The 19458-nt window shown below is 71.7% G+C and carries 18 protein-coding genes and 1 tRNA gene; 4 read left to right on the top strand and 15 right to left on the bottom strand.

The window, feature by feature from the left end; all coding sequences use genetic code 11:
- Window positions 1-11: 11 nt before the first annotated feature.
- The 8 genes from FHG89_RS10545 to FHG89_RS10510 form a co-directional block, all read right to left on the bottom strand.
- Window positions 12-1307, bottom strand: coding sequence for a sulfate adenylyltransferase subunit 1 (locus FHG89_RS10545; protein ID WP_139584195.1), 1296 nt, complete (start codon window positions 1305-1307; stop codon window positions 12-14).
- The gene (cysD, locus tag FHG89_RS10540) at window positions 1307-2218 is read right to left on the bottom strand and encodes a sulfate adenylyltransferase subunit CysD (RefSeq protein WP_139584194.1); all 912 of its coding nucleotides are present in this window, start codon (window positions 2216-2218) and stop codon (window positions 1307-1309) included. The genes FHG89_RS10545 and cysD overlap by 1 nt, the downstream gene beginning before the upstream one ends.
- A gap of 75 nt (window positions 2219-2293) precedes the next feature.
- Entirely contained in the window at window positions 2294-3124 is an 831-nt protein-coding gene (locus tag FHG89_RS10535; protein WP_139584193.1) for an inositol monophosphatase family protein, read from the bottom strand.
- Window positions 3125-3258: 134 nt separating this feature from the next.
- The gene (gene pth, locus FHG89_RS10530) at window positions 3259-3849 is read right to left on the bottom strand and encodes an aminoacyl-tRNA hydrolase (protein ID WP_139584192.1); all 591 of its coding nucleotides are present in this window, start codon (window positions 3847-3849) and stop codon (window positions 3259-3261) included.
- Between the two features lie 80 nt (window positions 3850-3929).
- Window positions 3930-4610, bottom strand: coding sequence for a 50S ribosomal protein L25/general stress protein Ctc (locus FHG89_RS10525; RefSeq protein ID WP_139584191.1), 681 nt, complete (start codon window positions 4608-4610; stop codon window positions 3930-3932).
- Window positions 4611-4966: 356 nt separating this feature from the next.
- Entirely contained in the window at window positions 4967-5947 is a 981-nt protein-coding gene (locus FHG89_RS10520; protein WP_139584190.1) for a ribose-phosphate diphosphokinase, read from the bottom strand.
- A 57-nt stretch (window positions 5948-6004) separates the two neighbouring features.
- Window positions 6005-7537 (bottom strand): bifunctional UDP-N-acetylglucosamine diphosphorylase/glucosamine-1-phosphate N-acetyltransferase GlmU, encoded by a 1533-nt coding sequence (gene glmU, locus FHG89_RS10515; RefSeq protein WP_139584189.1) that lies wholly within the window; start codon window positions 7535-7537, stop codon window positions 6005-6007.
- 109 nt (window positions 7538-7646) lie between these two features.
- Window positions 7647-7718, bottom strand: a tRNA-Gln gene (locus tag FHG89_RS10510).
- 314 nt (window positions 7719-8032) lie between these two features.
- Between FHG89_RS10510 and FHG89_RS10505 the strand changes: the two genes are divergently transcribed.
- Both FHG89_RS10505 and FHG89_RS10500 read left to right on the top strand, forming a co-directional pair.
- Complete coding sequence (locus FHG89_RS10505; RefSeq protein ID WP_139584188.1) at window positions 8033-8995, top strand: acyl-CoA desaturase; 963 nt, start codon at window positions 8033-8035, stop codon at window positions 8993-8995.
- A gap of 214 nt (window positions 8996-9209) precedes the next feature.
- Window positions 9210-9887, top strand: a complete 678-nt coding sequence (locus FHG89_RS10500; RefSeq protein WP_139584196.1) for a TetR/AcrR family transcriptional regulator — start codon at window positions 9210-9212, stop codon at window positions 9885-9887.
- A 7-nt stretch (window positions 9888-9894) separates the two neighbouring features.
- Here the strand turns inward: FHG89_RS10500 and FHG89_RS10495 are convergent, their stop codons facing one another.
- The 6 genes from FHG89_RS10495 to FHG89_RS10470 all read right to left on the bottom strand — a co-directional run bounded on the left by FHG89_RS10495 (window position 9895) and on the right by FHG89_RS10470 (window position 15926).
- Window positions 9895-10371, bottom strand: a complete 477-nt coding sequence (locus FHG89_RS10495; RefSeq protein WP_139584187.1) for a DUF4383 domain-containing protein — start codon at window positions 10369-10371, stop codon at window positions 9895-9897.
- A gap of 207 nt (window positions 10372-10578) precedes the next feature.
- Window positions 10579-11034 carry a DUF4383 domain-containing protein gene (locus tag FHG89_RS10490; RefSeq protein ID WP_139584186.1) on the bottom strand — a complete coding sequence of 152 codons (456 nt, stop codon included), beginning with the start codon at window positions 11032-11034 and terminating at the stop codon, window positions 10579-10581.
- A gap of 102 nt (window positions 11035-11136) precedes the next feature.
- Entirely contained in the window at window positions 11137-12942 is a 1806-nt protein-coding gene (locus FHG89_RS10485) for an ABC-F family ATP-binding cassette domain-containing protein (RefSeq protein WP_139584185.1), read from the bottom strand.
- A 131-nt stretch (window positions 12943-13073) separates the two neighbouring features.
- On the bottom strand, window positions 13074-14024 hold the full coding sequence (locus FHG89_RS10480; protein WP_139584184.1) for a 4-(cytidine 5'-diphospho)-2-C-methyl-D-erythritol kinase: 951 nt from the start codon (window positions 14022-14024) through the stop codon (window positions 13074-13076).
- Between the two features lie 86 nt (window positions 14025-14110).
- Window positions 14111-14980, bottom strand: coding sequence for a 16S rRNA (adenine(1518)-N(6)/adenine(1519)-N(6))-dimethyltransferase RsmA (gene rsmA, locus FHG89_RS10475; protein ID WP_139584183.1), 870 nt, complete (start codon window positions 14978-14980; stop codon window positions 14111-14113).
- A gap of 46 nt (window positions 14981-15026) precedes the next feature.
- A complete protein-coding gene (locus FHG89_RS10470) occupies window positions 15027-15926 on the bottom strand; it encodes a TatD family hydrolase (RefSeq protein ID WP_139584182.1) in 900 nt (299 codons plus the stop codon).
- A 75-nt stretch (window positions 15927-16001) separates the two neighbouring features.
- Here FHG89_RS10470 and FHG89_RS10465 point away from each other — a divergent pair, with 75 nt between their 5' ends.
- A complete protein-coding gene (locus tag FHG89_RS10465; RefSeq protein ID WP_139584181.1) occupies window positions 16002-17240 on the top strand; it encodes a hypothetical protein in 1239 nt (412 codons plus the stop codon).
- Window positions 17241-17286: 46 nt separating this feature from the next.
- On the opposite strand, the gene metG is transcribed toward FHG89_RS10465, so the two are convergent.
- The gene (gene metG / locus FHG89_RS10460) at window positions 17287-19089 is read right to left on the bottom strand and encodes a methionine--tRNA ligase (protein WP_139584180.1); all 1803 of its coding nucleotides are present in this window, start codon (window positions 19087-19089) and stop codon (window positions 17287-17289) included.
- A 158-nt stretch (window positions 19090-19247) separates the two neighbouring features.
- Between metG and FHG89_RS33285 the strand changes: the two genes are divergently transcribed.
- A partial coding sequence (locus FHG89_RS33285; RefSeq protein ID WP_208760921.1) for a hypothetical protein occupies window positions 19248-19458 on the top strand: 211 nt, incomplete at its 3' end.

Below are 19458 nucleotides of genomic sequence, written 5' to 3'. Positions count from 1 at the left end.
GTGGGAGGGCGTCAGGCGGCTTCGACGATCATGGCGGCGCCTACCGTGCGGTTGGTGGTCTCGTCGATGATGACGAAGCCTCCGGTGGTGCGGTTGCGCCGGTACTCGTCGGCCAGCAGCGGCACCGTCGTCCGCAGCCGCACCCGACCGATCTCGTTGAGCCGCAGCTCGTCCGCCGACTCGTCCCGGTGCAGCGAGTTGATGTCCAGCCGGTAGTGCAGCCCGCGCACGATCGCCCGCGCCGAACGGGTGGTGTGCTTGATCGCGTACCGGCCGCCGACCCGCAACGGGGTGATCTCGTCCATCCAGCAGACCATCGCCTCGATGTCCTGGGCCACCGCCGGAGCGTTGTTCGGACGGCAGATCAGGTCACCCCGGGAGATGTCGATCTCGTCGGCCAGTCGTACCGTCACCGACATCGGCGGGAACGCCTCCGCAACCGGCCCGTCGGCGGTCTCCACCGCGGCGATCCGGCTGGTGAAGCCGGACGGCAGCACCATCACCTCGTCACCCGGCTTGAGCACTCCGGAGGCGACCTGGCCGGCGTAGCCGCGGTAGTCGGTGACAGTCGTGGACTGCGGACGGATCACGTACTGCACCGGGAACCGGACGTCGACCAGGTTGCGGTCGCTCGCGATGTGCACCCGCTCCAGGTGGTGCAGCAGCGACGGACCCTCGTACCACTGCATGTTCTCCGACCGGGTGACGATGTTGTCGCCGCGCAGCGCCGAGATCGGCACCACTGTCAGGTCCGGTACGTCGAGCTTCGCGGCGAACGCGGTGAACTCGTCGGCGATGCGTTCGTAGACCTCCTGCGACCAGTCGACCAGGTCCATCTTGTTGACGCAGAGGACCAGGTGCGGCACCCGCAGCAGGGAGCACAGGAACGCGTGCCGGCGGGACTGCTCGACCAGGCCCTTGCGCGCGTCCACCAGGATCAACGCCAGGTCGGCGGTGGACGCCCCGGTGACCATGTTGCGGGTGTACTGGATGTGGCCCGGAGTGTCGGCGATGATGAACTTGCGCCGGGGCGTGGCGAAGTACCGGTACGCCACGTCGATGGTGATGCCCTGCTCCCGCTCGGCGCGCAGGCCGTCGGTGAGCAGCGCCAGGTTGGTGTACTCGTCACCGCGGGCCGCGCTGACCGCCTCCACCGCGGCCAACTGGTCGGTGAAGAGCGACTTGGTGTCGTAGAGCAGGCGGCCGATCAGGGTCGACTTGCCGTCGTCCACGCTGCCGGCGGTGGCGAACCGCAGCAGGTCCATCGCCCGCGCCTCGGGGGCCGGGGCCACCGTCTCGGTGCTCATCAGAAGTAGCCCTCCCGCTTGCGGTCCTCCATGGCGGCCTCGCTGACCCGGTCGTCACCACGGGTCGCGCCCCGCTCGGTGATCCGGGTGGCCGCGACCTCCTCGATGACCTTCTCCACGGTGTCCGCGTCGGAGCGGACCGCCGCGGTGCAGGAGGCGTCGCCGACGGTGCGGTAGCGCACCTGCGCCTTGAACCGTTCCTCGCCCGCGCGGGGGCGGAAGAACTCGTTCACCGCGTAGTACATCCCGTCCCGTTCGATCACCTCGCGCTCGTGCGCGTAGTAGATCGACGGCAGCGGGATGCGCTCCCGGGCGATGTAGTGCCACACGTCCAGCTCGGTCCAGTTGGACAGCGGGAAGACCCGGATCGACTCGCCCGGGTGGTGCCGGCCGTTGTAGAGCGACCACAGCTCCGGCCGCTGGTTCTTCGGATCCCACTGACCGAACTCGTCGCGGAAGCTGAACACCCGTTCCTTGGCGCGGGCCTTCTCCTCGTCCCGGCGGGCGCCGCCGAACAACGCGTCGAAGCGGTGCTTCTCCACCGCGTCCAGCAGCACCGGCGTCTGGATCCGGTTGCGCATCCCGTCGCCGGACTCCCGGACCATGCCGCTGGCCAGGGCCTCCGGCACGCTCGCCACCACGAGCTGCAACCCCAGCTCGGCGACCCGCTGGTCGCGGTATTCGAGCACCTCGGGGAAGTTGTGCCCGGTGTCGACGTGCATGACCGGGAAGGGGATGTTGGCCGGGGCGAACGCCTTCTGCGCCAGGCGCAGCATGACGATCGAGTCCTTGCCGCCGGAGAAGAGCAGCACCGGGCGTTCCATCTCGGCGACCACCTCGCGCATCACGAAGATGCTCTCCGCCTCCAGGGCGTCCAGGTGGGAGACCCGGTAGGCGGCGGGGGTGGTCATGACACCGGCTCGATTCGCTTGCTCATCCGATTTCCAGACCTTTCCGGTCGGGCATGTCAAGAAAGTCCGCTCAGGCTACCCGGAATGTCTCTGCAGCGCTGCAAGCAACCGGGTGGCGAGATCCTTGCGACAGACCAACAGGTCCGGCAGGCGTGGATCCGCCTCGTTGTATTTCAGCGCAGAACCATCGATCCGGGAAGCGTGCAGTCCGGTGGCCGTCGCCACAGCCACCGGCGCCGCCGAGTCCCACTCGTACTGACCGCCGGCGTGGATGTACGCGTCCACCTCACCGGTGACCACCGCGGCGATCTTGGCTCCGGCCGAACCCATCGGCACCAGCTTCGCCCCCACGTCCTCGGCGAGGTCGGTGAGGAACACCGGCGGCCGGCTCCGGCTCGCCGCCAACCGGATCACCCGCGTACCCGCCGTCGCCGCCTCCACCGTCATCGGCGGGTACGCCGGCGGGTAGTCCGTGCCCAGCACCCGGTGCTGCGCCGGCAGACCCACCGCCCCGGCGACCAGTCCGTGCGGACTCGGCGCGTTGCGTGCCCAGAGCGCCACGTGCACAGCCCAGTCCGAGCGGCCCTCCTCGGCGAACTCCCGCGTGCCGTCCAACGGGTCGACGATCCACACCCGGTCGGCGGCCAGTCGCGACACCGCCTCGGTGTTGACCTCCGCCGCCCAGGCCAGCCGCGACCCCTCGTCCTCCTCGGAGAGCACCGCGTCGCCCGGCCGCCACTTCGCCAGCTCCGTACGGATCAGGTCGTGCGACACCTTGTCCCCGGCCGACTTGAGCGCGCCGGCGTCCGTGAAACCCAACTCCGCACGCAGGTCGAGCAACGCCTGACCGGCCCGGGACGCCAGCCACCGGGCGAACGCGCCGTCGATCATCGGAGGACTGCCCATCTGTGTCCGCTCCCGTCACCTCGCCGCGGCCCGTGCCCGCCCGGACACCCACCGCGAGGCACTCGCCGGTCGCGGCCCGCCAAAAGGCGCAGACTACCGGCCCAGTGCCGCGGATCCGGTACGCCCCGCCCGGCTCAGGCGCCGTGGTAGAGGTTCTGGGTGGGCTCCACGCCCTTGAGGATCACCGACTCCACGACGTCGGCAGCACGGTCCACCAGGAAATCCAGCTCCTTGCGCTCCGCCGTGCTGAAATCCGACAGCACATAATCCGCCGGGTCCTGCCGCCCCGGTGGCCGGCCGACCCCGAACCGCACCCGGACGTAGTCCTTCGTACCCAACGACTTCGACATCGAGCGCAGGCCGTTGTGCCCGCCCTCGCCGCCGCCGCACTTCACCCGCACCTGGCCGAAGCCGATGTCCAACTCGTCGTGCACCGCGATCACCCGTGCCGGCGGCACCTTGTAGAACTGCGACAGCGCCGCCACCGGCCCACCGGAGAGGTTCATGTACGTCAGTGGCTTGGCCAGCACCAGCTTCGGCCCACCGAAGCCCAGTCGCCCCTCGGCCACCTCGGCGACCGCCCGCTTGTGCCGACCGAACCGCGCGCCCACCCGAGCGGCCAGCAGGTCAGCCACCATGAAGCCGACGTTGTGCCGGTTCCCGGCGTACTCCCGGCCCGGATTGCCCAGGCCGACGACCAGCCACGGCCCCGCCTCGTCCGTCACGACCCGCCCCTCCCACCGACTCCCGATACGCCGACAGGCGCCCCCGCTCGGGGACGCCTGCCAGCAGAGTACGAAACCGATCAGGCCTCGGTGCGCGCCTCGTCGCCCTCGGCGGTGTCCGCGCCCTCGGAGTCCTCGGTGCCCTCGCCGACCTCGGCCTCGGCCTCCTCGGTGGCCGCCTCGACCTCGGGCAGCGTCGCCTCGAGCTGCTCGGCGGTCGGCGCGGCGGTCACCGACGCGACCGTCTGCTCCGAGTCGCCCACCAGCTCCACACCGGCAGGCAGCTGCACGTCGCCGGCGGTCACCTGGGAACCGGCCTCCAGGCCCTCGATCGACGCCTCGAGGTGGTCCGGCACCTTGGTGGCGTCGGCGGTCACCGAGAGGGTGTCGTGGTCGTGCACGATCAGGGTGTCCCGTGCGGCCTCGCCGGTCAGCTGGACCGGAACCTCGACGGTGACCTTCTCGCCGCGACGGACCAGGAGCAGGTCGACGTGCTCGAAGGTGTCCTTGATCGGGTCACGCTGGATCGCCTTCGGCAGCGCCAGCACCTGGGTGCCGTCGGTGATGTCGATCGCGAAGAGCTGGTTGGCGCCACCCTTGCGGATCGCCGCGGCGAACTCCCGCGACGGCAGCGCGATGTGCTTGGGCTTCTCGCCGTGGCCGTACAGCACGGCGGGCACCTTGCCGGCCCGGCGGGTACGGCGGGCACCACCCTTGCCGAACTCGGTACGGGGCTCGGCGCTGATCTTTACCTCGGACACGGGGAAACTCCTGATGCTTTTCGCTGCGGCGGCTTGTCGTCTGGCGGTGCTGGGGCGAGGGGCTCGCTGGGGCTCATGCGTCATGAACGACTGCCCGGAGCACCGCGTCGATGACGGTGCCTCCGTGCGGCGCTTATTCAGCGGCCCGCCGGGCACCCTCGCCGTGGCAACCGCACCAGTCTACCCGAGCTGATTTGAAGGTTTCCGGCAGTCCCCGGTCACGGCTCCGGGCCGGCGCGCCGGCGGTGTTCCCGCCAGCGTGTCGGCCCCGTTCGACCATTCTGTCAGCTCGGCCCGCGCCGGCGCGCCGACTGGCGGAAACGGGGCCTCCAGGCCTCGCCCAGCTCAGGCCCCGCTCAGCTCAGGCCACCGAAGAGGGTGGTCACCGAGCCGTCGTCGAACACCTCCCGGATCGCCCGCGCCAGCAGCGGCGCGATCGACAGCACGGTCAGCTTGTCCAGTTGCTTCTCCGGAGGCAACGGCAGCGTGTTGGTCACCACGATCTCGCTGATCGAGCTGTTCTTCAGCCGCTCGATCGCCGGATCGGACAGCAGCGCGTGGGTGGAGGCGACCACGATCTCCGCCGCGCCCGACTCCTTGAGGATGTCCGCCGCCTTGGCGATCGTGCCACCGGTGTCGATCATGTCGTCCACGATCAGGCAGACCCGGCCCTCCACCTCGCCGACCACCCGGTTCGCCACCACCTGGTTCGGCTTCATCGGGTCGCGGGTCTTGTGGATGAACGCCAGCGGGCAGCCGCCCAGCCGGTCGGTCCACCGCTCGGCCACCCGCACCCGCCCCGAATCCGGTGCCACCACCGTCATCGGCCGGCCTGCGTACCGGTGCTCCACGTACTCCGCCAGGATGTCCATCGCGAAGAGGTGGTCCACCGGGCCGTCGAAGAAGCCCTGGATCTGTGCGGTGTGCAGGTCGACGGTGAGGATCCGGTTCGCGCCGGCCGTCTTCAGCAGATCCGCCACGAGCCGGGCCGAGATCGGCTCCCGACCACGGTGCTTCTTGTCCTGGCGGGCGTACGGGTAGAACGGCAACACCACGGTGATCCGCTTGGCGGACCCCCGCTTCAGCGCGTCCACCATGATCAGGGTCTCCATGACCCAGGTGTTCACCCCGTGCGTCACGGACTGCACCACGAAGGCGTCCGATCCACGCACCGAGTCCTTGAAGCGTACGAAGATCTCGCCGTTGGCGAACTCGTATGCGTCGGCCGGCGTCGGCGCAACGCCGAGCACCTCGCCGATCTCCTTTGCCAGCTCCGGAAAGCCCCGTCCGGAGAAGAGCATCAGGCTTTTGCGGTTTTCGGCGACGATGCTGCCCATGGGCCCGTCTGCTCCCGTTTGTCGGCGGTACCCGGCCCGGTGGTGGTGGGTCGGGGACTAGTCGGTTGCAGTATCTCCCGCGCCGGACGCACCGCCCACCGTCTCGGCCTGCCCGTGCATTGCCTCACTGTCGCTTGCGGCGCCGGCCACATCCGACGCACCCTTCGCGTCACCGGCGCGCTGTGCGGCCTCGGCCGCCGCCGTACCGGCCCGCCGCTTCACCACCCAGCCCTCGATGTTGCGCTGACGCGCCCGGGCCACACCCATCGCGCCCGCCGGCACGTCGTCCACGATCACCGAGCCGGCCGCCGTGTACGCGCCGTCGCCCACCTCGACCGGGGCCACGAACATGTTGTCCGCGCCCGTGCGGGCGTGACTGCCGATCACCGTGCGGTGCTTGTTGACCCCGTCGTAGTTGACGAAGACCGAGGCAGCCCCGATGTTGGTCTGCTCACCGATCGTCGCGTCGCCGACGTACGTCAGGTGCGGCACCTTCGACCCCGCGCCGATCTGCGAGTTCTTCACCTCGACGAACGTGCCGACCTTCGCCTTGTCGGCCAGTCGCGCCGCCGGCCGCAGGTACGCGTACGGCCCCACGCTGGCGCCCTCGCCGACCTCGGCGCCGACCGCGTGGCTGCGGACCACCGACGCCCCCGGACCGACGATCGTGTCGACGAGCGTGACGTCCGGGCCGATCAGCGCGCCGGAGCCGACCACGGTGGCGCCACGCAGCTGGGTGTTCTGGTCGACCACCGCGTCGCGGTCGAGCGCGACGGTCACGTCGATCCAGGTGGTCGCCGGGTCGAGCAGGCTCACACCGGTGCGCATCCACGCCTCGTTGACCCGGTCGCGCAGCAGACGCCGCAGCGACGCCAGCTCCACCCGGTCGTTGCAGCCCAACGTCTCGACGTGGTCGGCGGCCACGTGCACCGCGACCGGCTCCCCGGCCGCGCGCAGCAGGCCGAAGACGTCCGTCAGGTACTCCTCGCCCTGGTCGTTGTCGGTGGAGAGCTTGCCGAGCGCGTCGCGCAACCGCACCGCGTCGAACGCGTAGATCCCGGCGTTGATCTCCCGGATCGCTCGCTGCGTCGGGTCGGCGTCGCGCTCCTCGACGATCTGCTCCAACCGCCCGTCGGCGTCCCGGACGATCCGCCCGAGGCCGGTCGGGTCGGGAACCTCGGCGGCGAGCACGGTGGCCGCAGCGGCGGCCTCCTCGTGCGCGGTCACCAGCGCGCCCACCGTCTCCGGGCGCAGCAACGGCACGTCCCCGTTGATCACCACGACGGTGCCGGCGCCCTCCGGGACGGCCTCCAGTGCGATCCGCACGGCGTGACCGGTGCCGAGCTGCTCGGCCTGGAGCACGGGCGTGGCGTCGGGGGCGATCTCGGTCAGGTGGGCCCGGACCTGGTCGGCGCCGTGGCCCACCACGACGACGGTACGGTCGGCGGCCAGCGGCGCGGCCGCGCTCAGCACGTGGCCGAGCAGCGTACGGCCGAGCAGGGGGTGCAGCACCTTGGGCAGTGTGGACTTCATCCGCTTGCCCTCACCGGCGGCGAGCACGACGACGGTACGGAGCTGGGGCTGGGGCACGGTGTGGCTCCCGTCGGGACGGCGGACACTCTCGCGGCCATGCTAACCGCGAGGCCCGGCACGGTTCCCTCTTACCCCCAGTGGAGCCTAAAACGGACTTAGGGGGCAGCTCGGCCGCCAGGGTTCGAACCTGAAATACGGGTACCAAAGACCCGGGTGTTGCCAATTACACCACGGCCGATCAGCGACGTGAGCGCGTCGCATCAGGGGATGGGCATCCCGGGCTACACCTTAGCGCCCCGAGCGCCGGACGCCACCGCTCCTTTCGCCTCTCCCGGTCGACCGGTGGTGGCGGTGCCCGGGCGAACAGCTCGCACAGCGCTGCGCCGCCGCCGGGGCGGTCGCCGGCCACCCCGTACAAAAGGCATTTGACCTGCTGTTTTGAACGGTTCGCCGAAGCCGGTTGGAAACTTCCTCGTGCGATCTACGGTGCCGTAAGTTACGGTGACGTAGGCGTAGCTTCGTGATCGCTTCCGTTCCCCTCTGCGAGGTGCCATGACCACCGTGCTCGAACCCAACACCGCCGCCCCCGGCCCGAAACCGCTCACCGACGGCAGCCAGTCCTCCGGGATCCTGGCCGCCCTCTGGGCGTTCGTGGTGATCCCTTTCGTGGCCCTGCTGGTCGCCGTCCCGATGGCCTGGGGTGGCTGGCTGGGCTGGACCGACGTCATCATCGGCCTGGTCTGGTACGTGGTCTCCGGGCTCGGCATCACGGTCGGCTTCCACCGCTACTTCACCCACGGGTCGTTCAAGGCCAAGCGGTGGCTGCGCGTCACGCTGGCGGTCGCGGGTTCGCTCGCGGTGCAGGGCGAGATCATCCAGTGGGTGGCCGACCACCGTCGGCACCACGCCTTCTCCGACCTGGAGGGTGACCCGCACTCGCCGTGGCGCTTCGGCACCAGCTTCTGGGCGCTGACCCGGGGCCTGTTCCACGCCCACGTGGGCTGGCTGTTCCGCCGGGAGCTGTCCAACCGCCAGCGGTTCGCGCCGGACCTGATCGCCGACCGTGACATCAGCCGGGTGGACCGGCTCTTCCCGGCGCTGGTGGCCATCTCGCTGCTCGGCCCCGCGCTGATGGGCGGCCTGATCACCTGGTCGTGGCAGGGCGCGCTCACCGCGTTCTTCTGGGCCGGGCTGGTCCGGATCGGCCTGCTGCACCACGTCACCTGGGCGATCAACTCGGTCTGCCACGTCTACGGCGAGCGGCCGTTCGCGATGCGTCAGGGTGACCGCGCCTCGAACTTCTGGCCGCTGGCGATCCTGTCCTTCGGTGAGAGCTGGCACAACCTGCACCACGCGGACCCGACCAGCGCCCGGCACGGCGTGCTGCGCGGCCAGGTGGACATCTCCGCCCGGGTGATCTGGCTGTTCGAGAAGTTCGGTGCGGCGTCGCAGGTGCGCTGGCCGAAGCAGGAGCGTCTCGCGGCCAAGCTGGTGAAGCCGGTCGCACCCCGGTAAACCGGGCGGTGCACCGGGAGGTCGCCTGGCAGGATGGCCGGATGACCGAGCGACGCGGACGACTCGGCAGGCGGGGAGCCGGGCCCGATCCGGGTACGGTCGGACGGCGTGGCAGGGCGGCTGGACCGCCCGCCGGTGAGGCGACGACGTGAACGGGCACGACGGAGGCACCATCCCACGGCAGGGCGTCACCAAGCGCCAGCGAGGCGGCGACATGTCCGAGGCCAGCGACGGTGTCGGCGGCCGGGCGACTCCGGCACCGAAGCCCAAGCCCCCTTCTCGGGTCCGCATGTCGGCGGCCCAGCGGCGGGAGCAGTTGATCGCGACCGGTCGGCAGCTCTTCGCCGAGCGTGGTTTCGACGCCACCTCCATCGAGGAGGTGGCGGCCCGCGCCAAGGTCTCCAAGCCGGTGGTGTACGAGCACTTCGGCGGCAAGGAGGGGCTCTACGCGGTGGTGGTGGACCGGGAGGTCCGGGCCCTGTTGGACCGGATCACCACGGCGTTGACCGCCGGGCACCCGCGGGAGCTGTTGGAGCAGGCGGCGCTGGCCCTGCTGGGCTACATCGAGGAGGAGACCAGCGGGTTCCGGGTGCTGGTCCGCGAGTCGCCGTTGATGTCCGGCACGGCCAACTTCAGCAGCGTGATGAACGACGTGGCGCACCAGGTCGAGCACATCCTGGGCGCCGAGTTCAAGAGCCGCGGGTACGACCCGAAGCTCGCCGAGCTGTATTCGCAGGCGCTTGTGGGCATGGTGGCGTTGACCGGCCGCTGGTGGCTGGAGGTCCGCAAGCCGCGCAAGGAGACGGTGGCGGCGCATCTGGTCAACCTGGCGTGGAACGGGTTGTCGCACCTGGAGGCGAAGCCGACGTTGATCACCAGTCGGCGCGGCTGACTTTCGTTCAGCGACGGTGGGAGTCGGCCACCGGGTGTTTGCGGAGTTCCAGTTCCGCCTCGGCGTGTTCCGGCGGGCCCACCTTGTCGTAGAGGCCGGTGCCGAGCAGGACCAACCCGAACAGCATCGACACGACAACTGTCGACATCGAGAAGTTGAGGAAGTTCGCCTCCGTCTGGAGCACCGACATCATCAGGATGCTGGTCGCCAGGAAGACCACACCTGCGGTGAGGTTGATGTAGTGGCCGAGGTTGGTGCGCCGGGACGCCCCGATGATCAGGACGACCCCGAAGATCACCGAGGCGAGTGAGAAGGCCAGGTTGGTGCGCAGCCCGAGCGCCCAGTGGCTGCCCCGGTCGAAGAGCGGGTCGCCTATCGTCTCGGCGACACCCCAGACTCCGAAGACCAGGATGTAGACGCCGATCAGACCGGTGAGGACCCGGTAGATCGGCCGAGCCGGATGGTTCACCGGAAAGTGCGGCATACCCAGACCCCCTGAATTGACCGATTCAGGAGGATTGTCCCCCGAGGCAGCGCCAACTGTCCGAAGAACAACAAAGCCGAAAGGGTCCGCCGAAGGCCGGACCAAGGTCAGGTTTTCGCCGGAGCCCGAGCTGCGCAGGGATCAAGCCTGACCGCCCGGAGCAGCTCGGGCTCCGGCGAAAACCACAACAGCGACCAAGAAACAACCTCAGAGAACGAGACGGGCCTTCTGGAAGGCCTCCGCCTCCTCGTCCGACCCGACCTTGCCGTACATGCCGACCATGAGCAGCACCAGGGCGGCCGAGAGCACCACGACCACTGTGGTGATGCTGAAGTTGAAGATGTTCGCGTCGGTCCGGATGAACGCGAGACCAGCCAGGCCGACAACCATGAGGGCGTACGCCAGCCACTGGTTGATCGCCACGTCGATGTTGCGGCCGAGACCGGTGCCGACCAGCACGATGACCCCGAGCAGCACGCTGAGCAGCGAGAAGCCGAGGTTGGTGCCCTGGCCGAGGACCTTCGTGTCGTCCTGCGCGAGGACCTCGTTGCCGGCGCTCGCGATGATGCCGAGCACACCGAAGACCACCAGGTACAGACCGGTCAGCCCGCCGATCGCCCGGTAGATCGGCCGCGCGGGGTGGTTGACGGGGGTGTGGGCCATGTCTGAGTCTCCAACGCCGTGGGGTGAGGTGTCGCCGACGATTGTCCCGCATGTGGCGGTGTGACGCCGCACACGGCCCCCGGCCCGGCGCGCCCGGCCGAATCAGCTCTCGGGAAGCTCCTCGGCGAGGGTCATCCAGGTCTCCTCGATCCGCTCCCGCTCGGCCCGCAGGTCCTTGAGCTGGGTGTCCAGCTCGGCGACCCGGGCGTAGTCGGTGGCGTCGGCGGCGAGCTGGTCGAGCAGGGTGGCCTCACGCTGGTCGAGCTTGCCGAGCTGGCGTTCCAGGCGGGTCAGCTCCTTGCGGGCCTGACGCACCTCGGCGGCGGACATGCCGGTCGCGGTGGGTTCACCGGACGCGGCGGTCGGCGCGGGACCGGCGCGGCCAGGACCGGCCCGTTCCGCGGTCCGGGCCAGGTACTCGTCGACGCCGCCCGGCAGGTGCACGAGCCGGCCGTCGCCGAACATCCCGTACGCCGTGTCGGTGACCCGCTCGATCAGGTAGCGGTCGTGGCTCGCCACGATGATCGTGCCGGGCCACGAGTCGAGCAGGTCCTCCAGCGCGGCGAGGGTGTCGGTGTCCAGGTCGTTGGTGGGCTCGTCGAAGAGCAGCACGTTGGGTTCGCCGGCGAGCAGCCGCAGCATCTGCAACCGGCGACGTTCGCCGCCGGAGAGGTCACTGACCGGGGTCCAGAGGCGGCGGTCGTCGAAGCCGAAGACCTCGGCGAGCTGGGCGGCGGAGACCTCCCGGTCGCCGAGCTGCACCCGGCGGGCGACCTCCTCGACGGCCTCCAGCACCCGCAGGTGCCCGGGCAGCTCGGCGAGCTCCTGGGAGAGGAACGCCGGCCGCACGGTGGAGCCGGTGTTGAGTCGGCCGCCGTCCGGGCGGGTGATGCCGGCGAGCATCCGCAGCAGGGTCGTCTTGCCGGCGCCGTTGGCGCCGAGGATGGCGATCCGGTCGCCCGGGCCGACCAGCCACGTGACGTCGCGCAGGATCTCCTTCGGCCCGGCGTGCAGCTCGACGTTCTCCAGCTCGTACACCTGCTTGCCGAGGCGCGAGACCGCCATCCGCTGCAACGACATGGTGTCGCGGGCCGGCGGCACGTCGGCGATCAGCGCGTTCGCGGCGTCGATGCGGAACTGCGGCTTGGAGGTACGGGCCGGCGGGCCGCGGCGCAGCCAGGCGATCTCCTTGCGGAGCAGGTTCTGGCGGCGGGCCTCGGTGGCGGCGGCGACGCGCTCACGCTCGGCGCGGGCGAGGGTCCAGGCGGCGAAGCCGCCCTCGTACGCGCGGACGGTCTGGTCGGCGACCTCCCAGGTGTTGGTGCAGACCGCGTCCAGGAACCACCTGTCGTGGGTGACCACGACCAGGGCGCCCCGGCGGCCGACCAGGTGGCGGGCCAGCCAGTCGACACCGCCGACATCGAGGTGGTTGGTGGGCTCGTCGAGGATGAGCAGGTCGGATTCGCGCACGAGCAGCGCGGCGAGCGCCACCCGCCGCCGTTCGCCACCGGACATCGGGCCGACCGGCTGGTCGAGGCCGAGGTGCGGCATGCCGAGGCCGTCGAGGATGTTGCGGACGCCCGCGTCGCCGGCCCACTCGTGCTCGGCGCCCATGCCCTCGCCGAGCCAGGCGGTGCCGAGCACGACGTCCCGGACTGTGGCGTCGGGGGCGAGGGTGAGCTGCTGGGGCAGCCAGAGCACGCGCAGGTCACGACGGTGGGTGACCCGGCCGTCGTCGGGATCCTCCTGCTTGGTGAGCAGGCGCAGCAGGGTGGACTTGCCGGCACCGTTGAGGCCGACCACACCGATCCGGTCGGCGTCGTCCAGGCCGAGCGAGACGTCCGTGAGCAGCCGCCCGGCGGCGCCGTACCCCTTGGACACCCGGTCCAGATTGACGATGTTGGCCACGTTCCACCCTTCAAGATCAAGGCGTCCGGGTGCCGGCGGGCACCTCGGGACGCCTGACCCAAGGGTACGCGGGCGTCCCGGTCACCCGCGCCGCGCGCCCGCGGCCCGCGTCGGGCTGGCGGGACGCGACGTCAGCCGACCCGGGCGCCGGCGACCGGACCATGCGCGACCCGGGCCTCCCGGCACACGCCGGCGCTTGTCAGCTCGGCGGCGATCCGTTCGGCGCTTGCCGCGTCGGCGGCGAGGAAGACGCACGTCGGGCCGGAGCCGGAGACGAGACCCGCGAGCGCGCCCGCAGCCTCGCCGGCCTTGAGGGTGTCGGCCAGCGCCGGGCGCATGGCCAGCGCGGCGTCCTGAAGGTCGTTGCCGAGCGTACGGGCGAGCACCCGGGGATCCCGCTGGCGGAGCGCGCCCAGCAGGGCGTCGGTGCTGCCCAGCGGCGCACCGGCGGTGCCGGCGTCGCGCAGCCGGTCCAGCTCCCGGTAGGCGGCCGGGGTGGACAGGCCAACGTCGGCGATGGCCACCACCCAGTGCCAGGACGTCGGGCGCACCAGCACCGGGCTGACCGCCTCGCCCCGGCCGGTGCCCAGCGCGGTGCCCCCGTAGATCAGGAACGGCACGTCGGAGCCGAGGTCGGCGGCGATCCCGGCCAGCTCGTCCCGGGACAGGCCGGTCCCCCACAGCGCGTCGCAGGCCACCAGCGCGGCGGCCGCGTCGGCGCTGCCGCCGGCCAGGCCACCGGCGAGGGGGATCTGCTTGCGCAGGTGCAGGCGGGCGTGCGGCAGCACCCCCGCGTACCCGGCGAGGGCGTGCGCGGCACGGATGATCAGGTTGGAGTCGTCCAGCGCCAGCTCGCCGGCGCCCTCCCCCTCCATGGTCAACGCCAACGTGTCGCCCCGCCGGGCGGTCAGCTCGTCGTAGATGGAGATGGCGTGGTAGACGGTGTTCAGCTCGTGGTAACCGTCGCGGCGCAGTGGACCAACCCCGAGGTGCAGGTTGACCTTCGCGGGCACCCGCACCCGCACCGGCCCGAAGGCGCCGCGCCGCTCATCCTCGTCGTCCGGTCGCCAGGCCTCGGTCACGGGGTGACACCCCGCACGGGCAGGCGGATGTCGAACGGCTTGACCACGATCTGCTCCTCGGCGTCCTCGGCGGGCACGGCGTCAGCCTACTTCGCGGCCGGCGTACCGACCGGAGCCGACGCGGCGATGGCGGCGAACTGCGCGACGGTCAGCGACTCCCCCCGGGCGCCGGGGTCGACGCCGGCCGCGGTGAGCGCGGCGGCGGCCCGGTCCGCGCCGCCGGCCCAGCCGGCCAGCGCCGCGCGCAGGGTCTTGCGGCGCTGCGCGAACGCCGCGTCCACCACGGCGAAGACCCGCTCCCGGGGTACGTCGGCGCGGGGCGGTTCGTGACAGGTGAAGGCGACCAGGCCGGAGTCGACGTTCGGCACCGGCCAGAACACGTTCGGCGGTACCCGGCCGGCGCTGCGGGCCTGGGCGTACCAGGCGAGCTTGACTGACGGAATGCCGTACACCTTGGAGCCGGGACCGGCGACCAGCCGGTCGGCGACCTCCTTCTGCACCATCACCAGGCCGTGCCGCAGGCTGGGCAGCGCGGCGAGCAGGTGCAGCACCACAGGCACGGCGACGTTGTACGGCAGGTTCGCGACCAGCGCGGTCGGCGCCGGGTCGGCCAGCTCGGCGGCGTCGACACGCAACGCGTCGGCGCGGTGCACGGTGAGCCGGCCGGCGTCCGCGCCGGCGTGCCGGGCGACGGTCTCCGGCAGCGCCCCGGCGAGCACCGGGTCGATCTCCACGGCGTGCACGTGCCCGGCGACCGGCAGCAGTCCCAGGGTCAGCGAGCCGAGGCCCGGGCCGACCTCCAGGGCGACGTCGTCGGGGGTCAGGCCGGCGGCCGTGACGATCCGGCGCACGGTGTTCGGGTCGTGCACGAAGTTCTGGCCCAGCTTCTTGGTGGGCGCGACGCCCAGGCGGGCGGCGAGTTCCCGGATCTCCGCCGGGCCGAGGAGACCGGTCATGGCTGGCAGCGTAGCGGCGTCGTCGGGGCCGACCGCCGGGCCGGGCTCACCACGGGCCGAAGACCCGGTCGCCGGTCGCGGAGATCGCCGCGCACAGCTCGTCGAGGTCGGTGCCCGTGGTCTCGGCGAGCGACCTGACGGTCAGCGGGATCAGGTACGAGGCGTTCGGCCGGCCCCGGTGCGGCGTCGGCGTGAGGTAGGGGGCGTCGGTCTCCACCAGGAGCTGGTCCACCGGGGTGAGCGCGGCGGCCTCCCGCAGCGCGGTGGCGCTGGCGAACGTGACGGTGCCGGCGAAGCTGAGCAGGTAGCCACGGCGGACGCACTCGCGGGCGAACTCGGCGTCACCGGAGAAGCAGTGCAGCACCACCGTCTCCGGGGCGCCCTCGTCGTCGAGGATCCGCAGCACGTCCGCGTGCGCGTCCCGGTCGTGGATGACCAGGGCCTTGTCGTACCGCTTGGCGATGGCGATGTGCGCCCGGAAGCTGGCCTCCTGCGCGGCGCGCCCCTCGTCACCGGTGCGGAAGAAGTCCATCCCGGTCTCGCCGATCCCCCGGACCCGGTCGCGGGCGGCCAGCGACTCGATCTCCCGCAGCGCCTCGTCGAGGTCGGCCAGCCGGGGCGCCTCGTTGGGGTGCAGCGCCACGGTCGCCAGCACCGCCGGGTACGCGTCGGCGGTGTCCGCGCCCCATCGGGAGGAGGCGACGTCCACGCCCACCTGGACCAGCCGGTCCACGCCGACCCTGGTAGCCACCGCGACCGCCGCGGCGACCGGGTCGTCGGCCGGCCCGCCGCCGGGCACACCGGCCTCGCTGACGGTGATGTCCAGGTGGGTGTGGCTGTCCAGCACCGGCCGGGGCAGCGGCTCGGGGGCGGACGGGAACTCTCCGGCCCGCCGGGCGGCACGCTCGCGGCGGGTTTCAGTCGGCTCGCTCATCAGCGACAGCATCACACACCGGGCCTGTCCATCCGCCCGCCACCCGGCGTTCACCTCGACTACGCCGCGCGACTCTAGCGTCGCCGCGTGAGCGAGCTCAGCAGTCCCGCCAGTGAGCGCACCGGGCTGCGCGTGGCGTTCGACGGCGGCGTGTACCCGGCCGAGGAGATCGCTCGGGGCGCCGCGTACGAGGTGTTCAGCGCGGACGAGGTGACCGGCTTCGAGTGGGCGCCCCGGCCGGGCAGCGCCCTGCCGTGGCGCCGGTTCGTGCACGTCACCGAGGTGACCGCCGTGCACGGGGCGTCACAGCCGGCCGAGGAGCCGGACACGCCGCTGATGATGCCGGCGCACCGGGAGCACGGGTGGGCGCACCTGCACCAGCTCAGCCAGCAGCCGTCCGCCGCCGGAGACCCGCTGCTGGTGGCGGCGCGCGCGTCCGCGGTCGTACGGCGGGGCACCCGGATGGTGAAGGTGCTCTCCGCCCGTCAGCTCGCCGGCTACGTACGGGGCTGGCTGCCGCACGGCTTCTGCTACCGGGAACACGACGTGGCGCATCTGCGTACGCCGTCGGCGACCACGGTGCTGCGCACCGACGGCGAGGTCGGTCGGGACGGCTCCGACGTGGCGTACGCGCTGCGGTGGCGGGCCGCCGACCCGGGCGACTACGACGTGCCGGTCGGCGAGGCGCACCGTGGCCTGACCGCGTTGGCATCCCGGGACCGGCTGGGCCCCCCGGTGCTGGGTACGGGTTTCGTGCCGAGCAACGGTCAGCTCATCCCGGAGTTCATCACCCGGGACTTCGCGGACCTGCCGATGCCGGCGAACGCCTCCCTGATCGCCTACCCGGCGCAGGGGGTGGAGGTGGTGCTGTACACCTACCAGGCCGAGCAGCGCGGCTGGCTGCGCATGGTGGGCCCGCAGTGGCGGCACCTGCTGGCCGCGGTGCCCGGCCTCTCACCGGACCAGGAGTATGTGCCGACCGGGGACGCGCCGCGTTCCACGCAGCTCGTCGGCGTGCACGGCGACACCGAGTACGAGGCGGTGGCGGATCTGCCCGGCGGGTTCCGGGTGCTGGCGATGACCCGGGCGGCCCGCTACCCGGTGGACGCGGTGGCCCGCCGGCTCCGGTTCGCGCGGTGGCGGGGTGCGCCGTGCCTGGTGCTGCGCGAGGAGGCCGGCTGGCTGCGGCTGCGGCTGCGCTTCCCGGACCCGGACGCGGTGGTCGCCACCGGCGCGCAGTGCCACGACCGTGGCGTCTACGAGACCTGGGCGCCGGGCGCCGAGGTGACCGACGACCAGGTGATGGACGCCCGGTACGCGATGTGACGCCGCGCGGCGGTGCGGTGTGCTCCCGCCGCGCGGCGTCGTACGCTCAGCCGGCCAGCCGGGCCAGCTCCTCGTCGACGATCGACGGGTCGAGCTTGCGGAACACCGGCTTCGGCGCGGCCAGCGGCCGGCCCGCCTCCACCGGCACCGACTCCCAGCGCGCGCCGACGGTGTAGTCCCCGGTCAGCACCGGGTACGCCGGCCCGCCGTCCAGGTCGTCGACCTGCTCGATGACCGGCATCGGCGCGTGCACGCCGGTGCCGCCGAGCAGCTCGTGCACCTGCTGCGCGGAGTGCGGCAGGAACGGGGTGAGCAGCGTGTTGGCGTCGCTGACCACCTGGAGGGCGACGTGCAGGATGGTGCCCTGGCGGGGCTTGTCGGCCTCGTCCTTGAGCTTCCACGGCGCCTGCTCGGAGAGGTACCTGTTGGCCTCGGCGACCACCTTCATGGCCTCGCCGATCGCCTGCTTCTGCCGGTGCCGGCCGATGAGGTCGCCGACCGTGCCGAAACCGGCGCGGGCAACCGCGAGCAGCGCCTCGTCGGCCTCGGTGAGCCCGGCCGGGTCGATCGGCGGGATCGCCCCGAAGTTCTTCGCCGCCATCGAGATCGACCGGTTGACCAGGTTGCCCCAGCCGGCGACCAGCTCGTCGTTGTTGCGGCGCAGGAACTCGGCCCAGGTGAAGTCCGTGTCGTTGCTCTCCGGGCCGGCGGCGGCGATGAAGTACCGCAGCGCGTCGGCGTCGTAGCGCTCCAGGAAGTCGCGGACGTAGATGACCACCTTGCGGGACGAGGAGAACTTCCGCCCCTCCATGGTCAGGTATTCGCTCGAGACCACCTCGGTGGGCAGGTTGAGCCGGCCCAGCTGGCCCGGCTCACCGTCGCGGGAGCCCTCGCCGGAGTAGCCCGACAGCAGCGCCGGCCAGATCACCGAGTGGAAGACGATGTTGTCCTTGCCCATGAAGTAGTAGGACCGGGCGTCCTTGCCCTCCCCGTCGGCGGACCACCACTTCCGCCACGCCTCGGGGTCGCCCGAGCGGCGGGCCCACTCGATCGAGGCGGACAGGTAGCCGATCACCGCGTCGAACCAGACGTAGATCCGCTTGTCGGGCCGGTCCCGCCAGCCGTCCAGCGGGATCGGCACGCCCCACTCCAGGTCCCGGGTGATCGCGCGGGGCTGGAGGTCGTCGAGCAGGTTGCGGGAGAACCGCAGCACGTTGGGCCGCCACCCGTCGCGGGTGTCCAGCCACTGGCGCAGCACGTCGGCCAGGGCGGGCAGGTCCAGGAAGAAGTGCTCGGTCTCGACGAACTTCGGGGTCTCCCCGTTGATCCGCGACTTCGGGTTGATCAGGTCGATCGGGTCGAGCTGGTTGCCGCAGTTGTCGCACTGGTCGCCGCGCGCGCTGTCGTACCCGCAGATCGGGCAGGTGCCCTCGATGTACCGGTCGGGCAGGGTGCGCCCGGTGGACGGCGAGATCGCGCCCATGGTGGTCTTCGGCACGATGTAGCCGTTGCGGTACATCCCCTCGAACAGCTCCTGCACCACCGCGTAGTGGTTGCGGGTGGTGGTGCGGGTGAACAGGTCGTAGGAGAGACCGAGGCCGTGCAGGTCCTCGACGATCACCCTGTTGTACCGGTCGGCCAGCTCGCGCGGGGTGACCCCGTCGGCGTCGGCCTGCACCTGGATGGGGGTGCCGTGCTCGTCGGTGCCGGAGACCATGAGCACGTCGTGGCCGGCCATCCGCATGTACCGGGCGAAGACGTCGGAGGGAACGCCGAAACCGGAGACGTGGCCGATGTGGCGGGGGCCGTTGGCGTACGGCCAGGCCACTGCCGCGAGAACGTGACTCATGAGCAGCAAGCCTAGTGACCCGTCCGGGGAACCCGCGAACCAATGGGGGGTGCCGGCCCGGCGGACCGGCCCGACCACCCCGACCATTGGTCCGATTTGTCGCCGACACGCTGTCGAGCTGCCCGTTCCGCCTCCCCCTCCGGTGTGCAATGAACGTCGTGACTGGCAGACGAGCGGCCCGGGACCAGGACGACCGGCACACCGGGTCGACGGTCGACGACGACGCCGGCTCCGAGGTCGGTGGGTCCCGGGCCGCCGGGGTCCCGCCCCAGCCGCGGTTGGTGCCCGGCGCCGACCCGGGCGCCGGCGCACGTCGGGGCCCCGCCGGGGAACAACGCCCGACACCGGCGGGGCGGGCGGCGGCGGGGC

The sequence above is a fragment of the Micromonospora orduensis genome, from assembly GCF_006228125.1.
Lineage (GTDB): Bacteria > Actinomycetota > Actinomycetes > Mycobacteriales > Micromonosporaceae > Micromonospora > Micromonospora orduensis.
The sequence above is the reverse complement of the archived record's forward strand: the minus strand, read 5'-3'. Positions and strand labels throughout refer to the sequence as shown.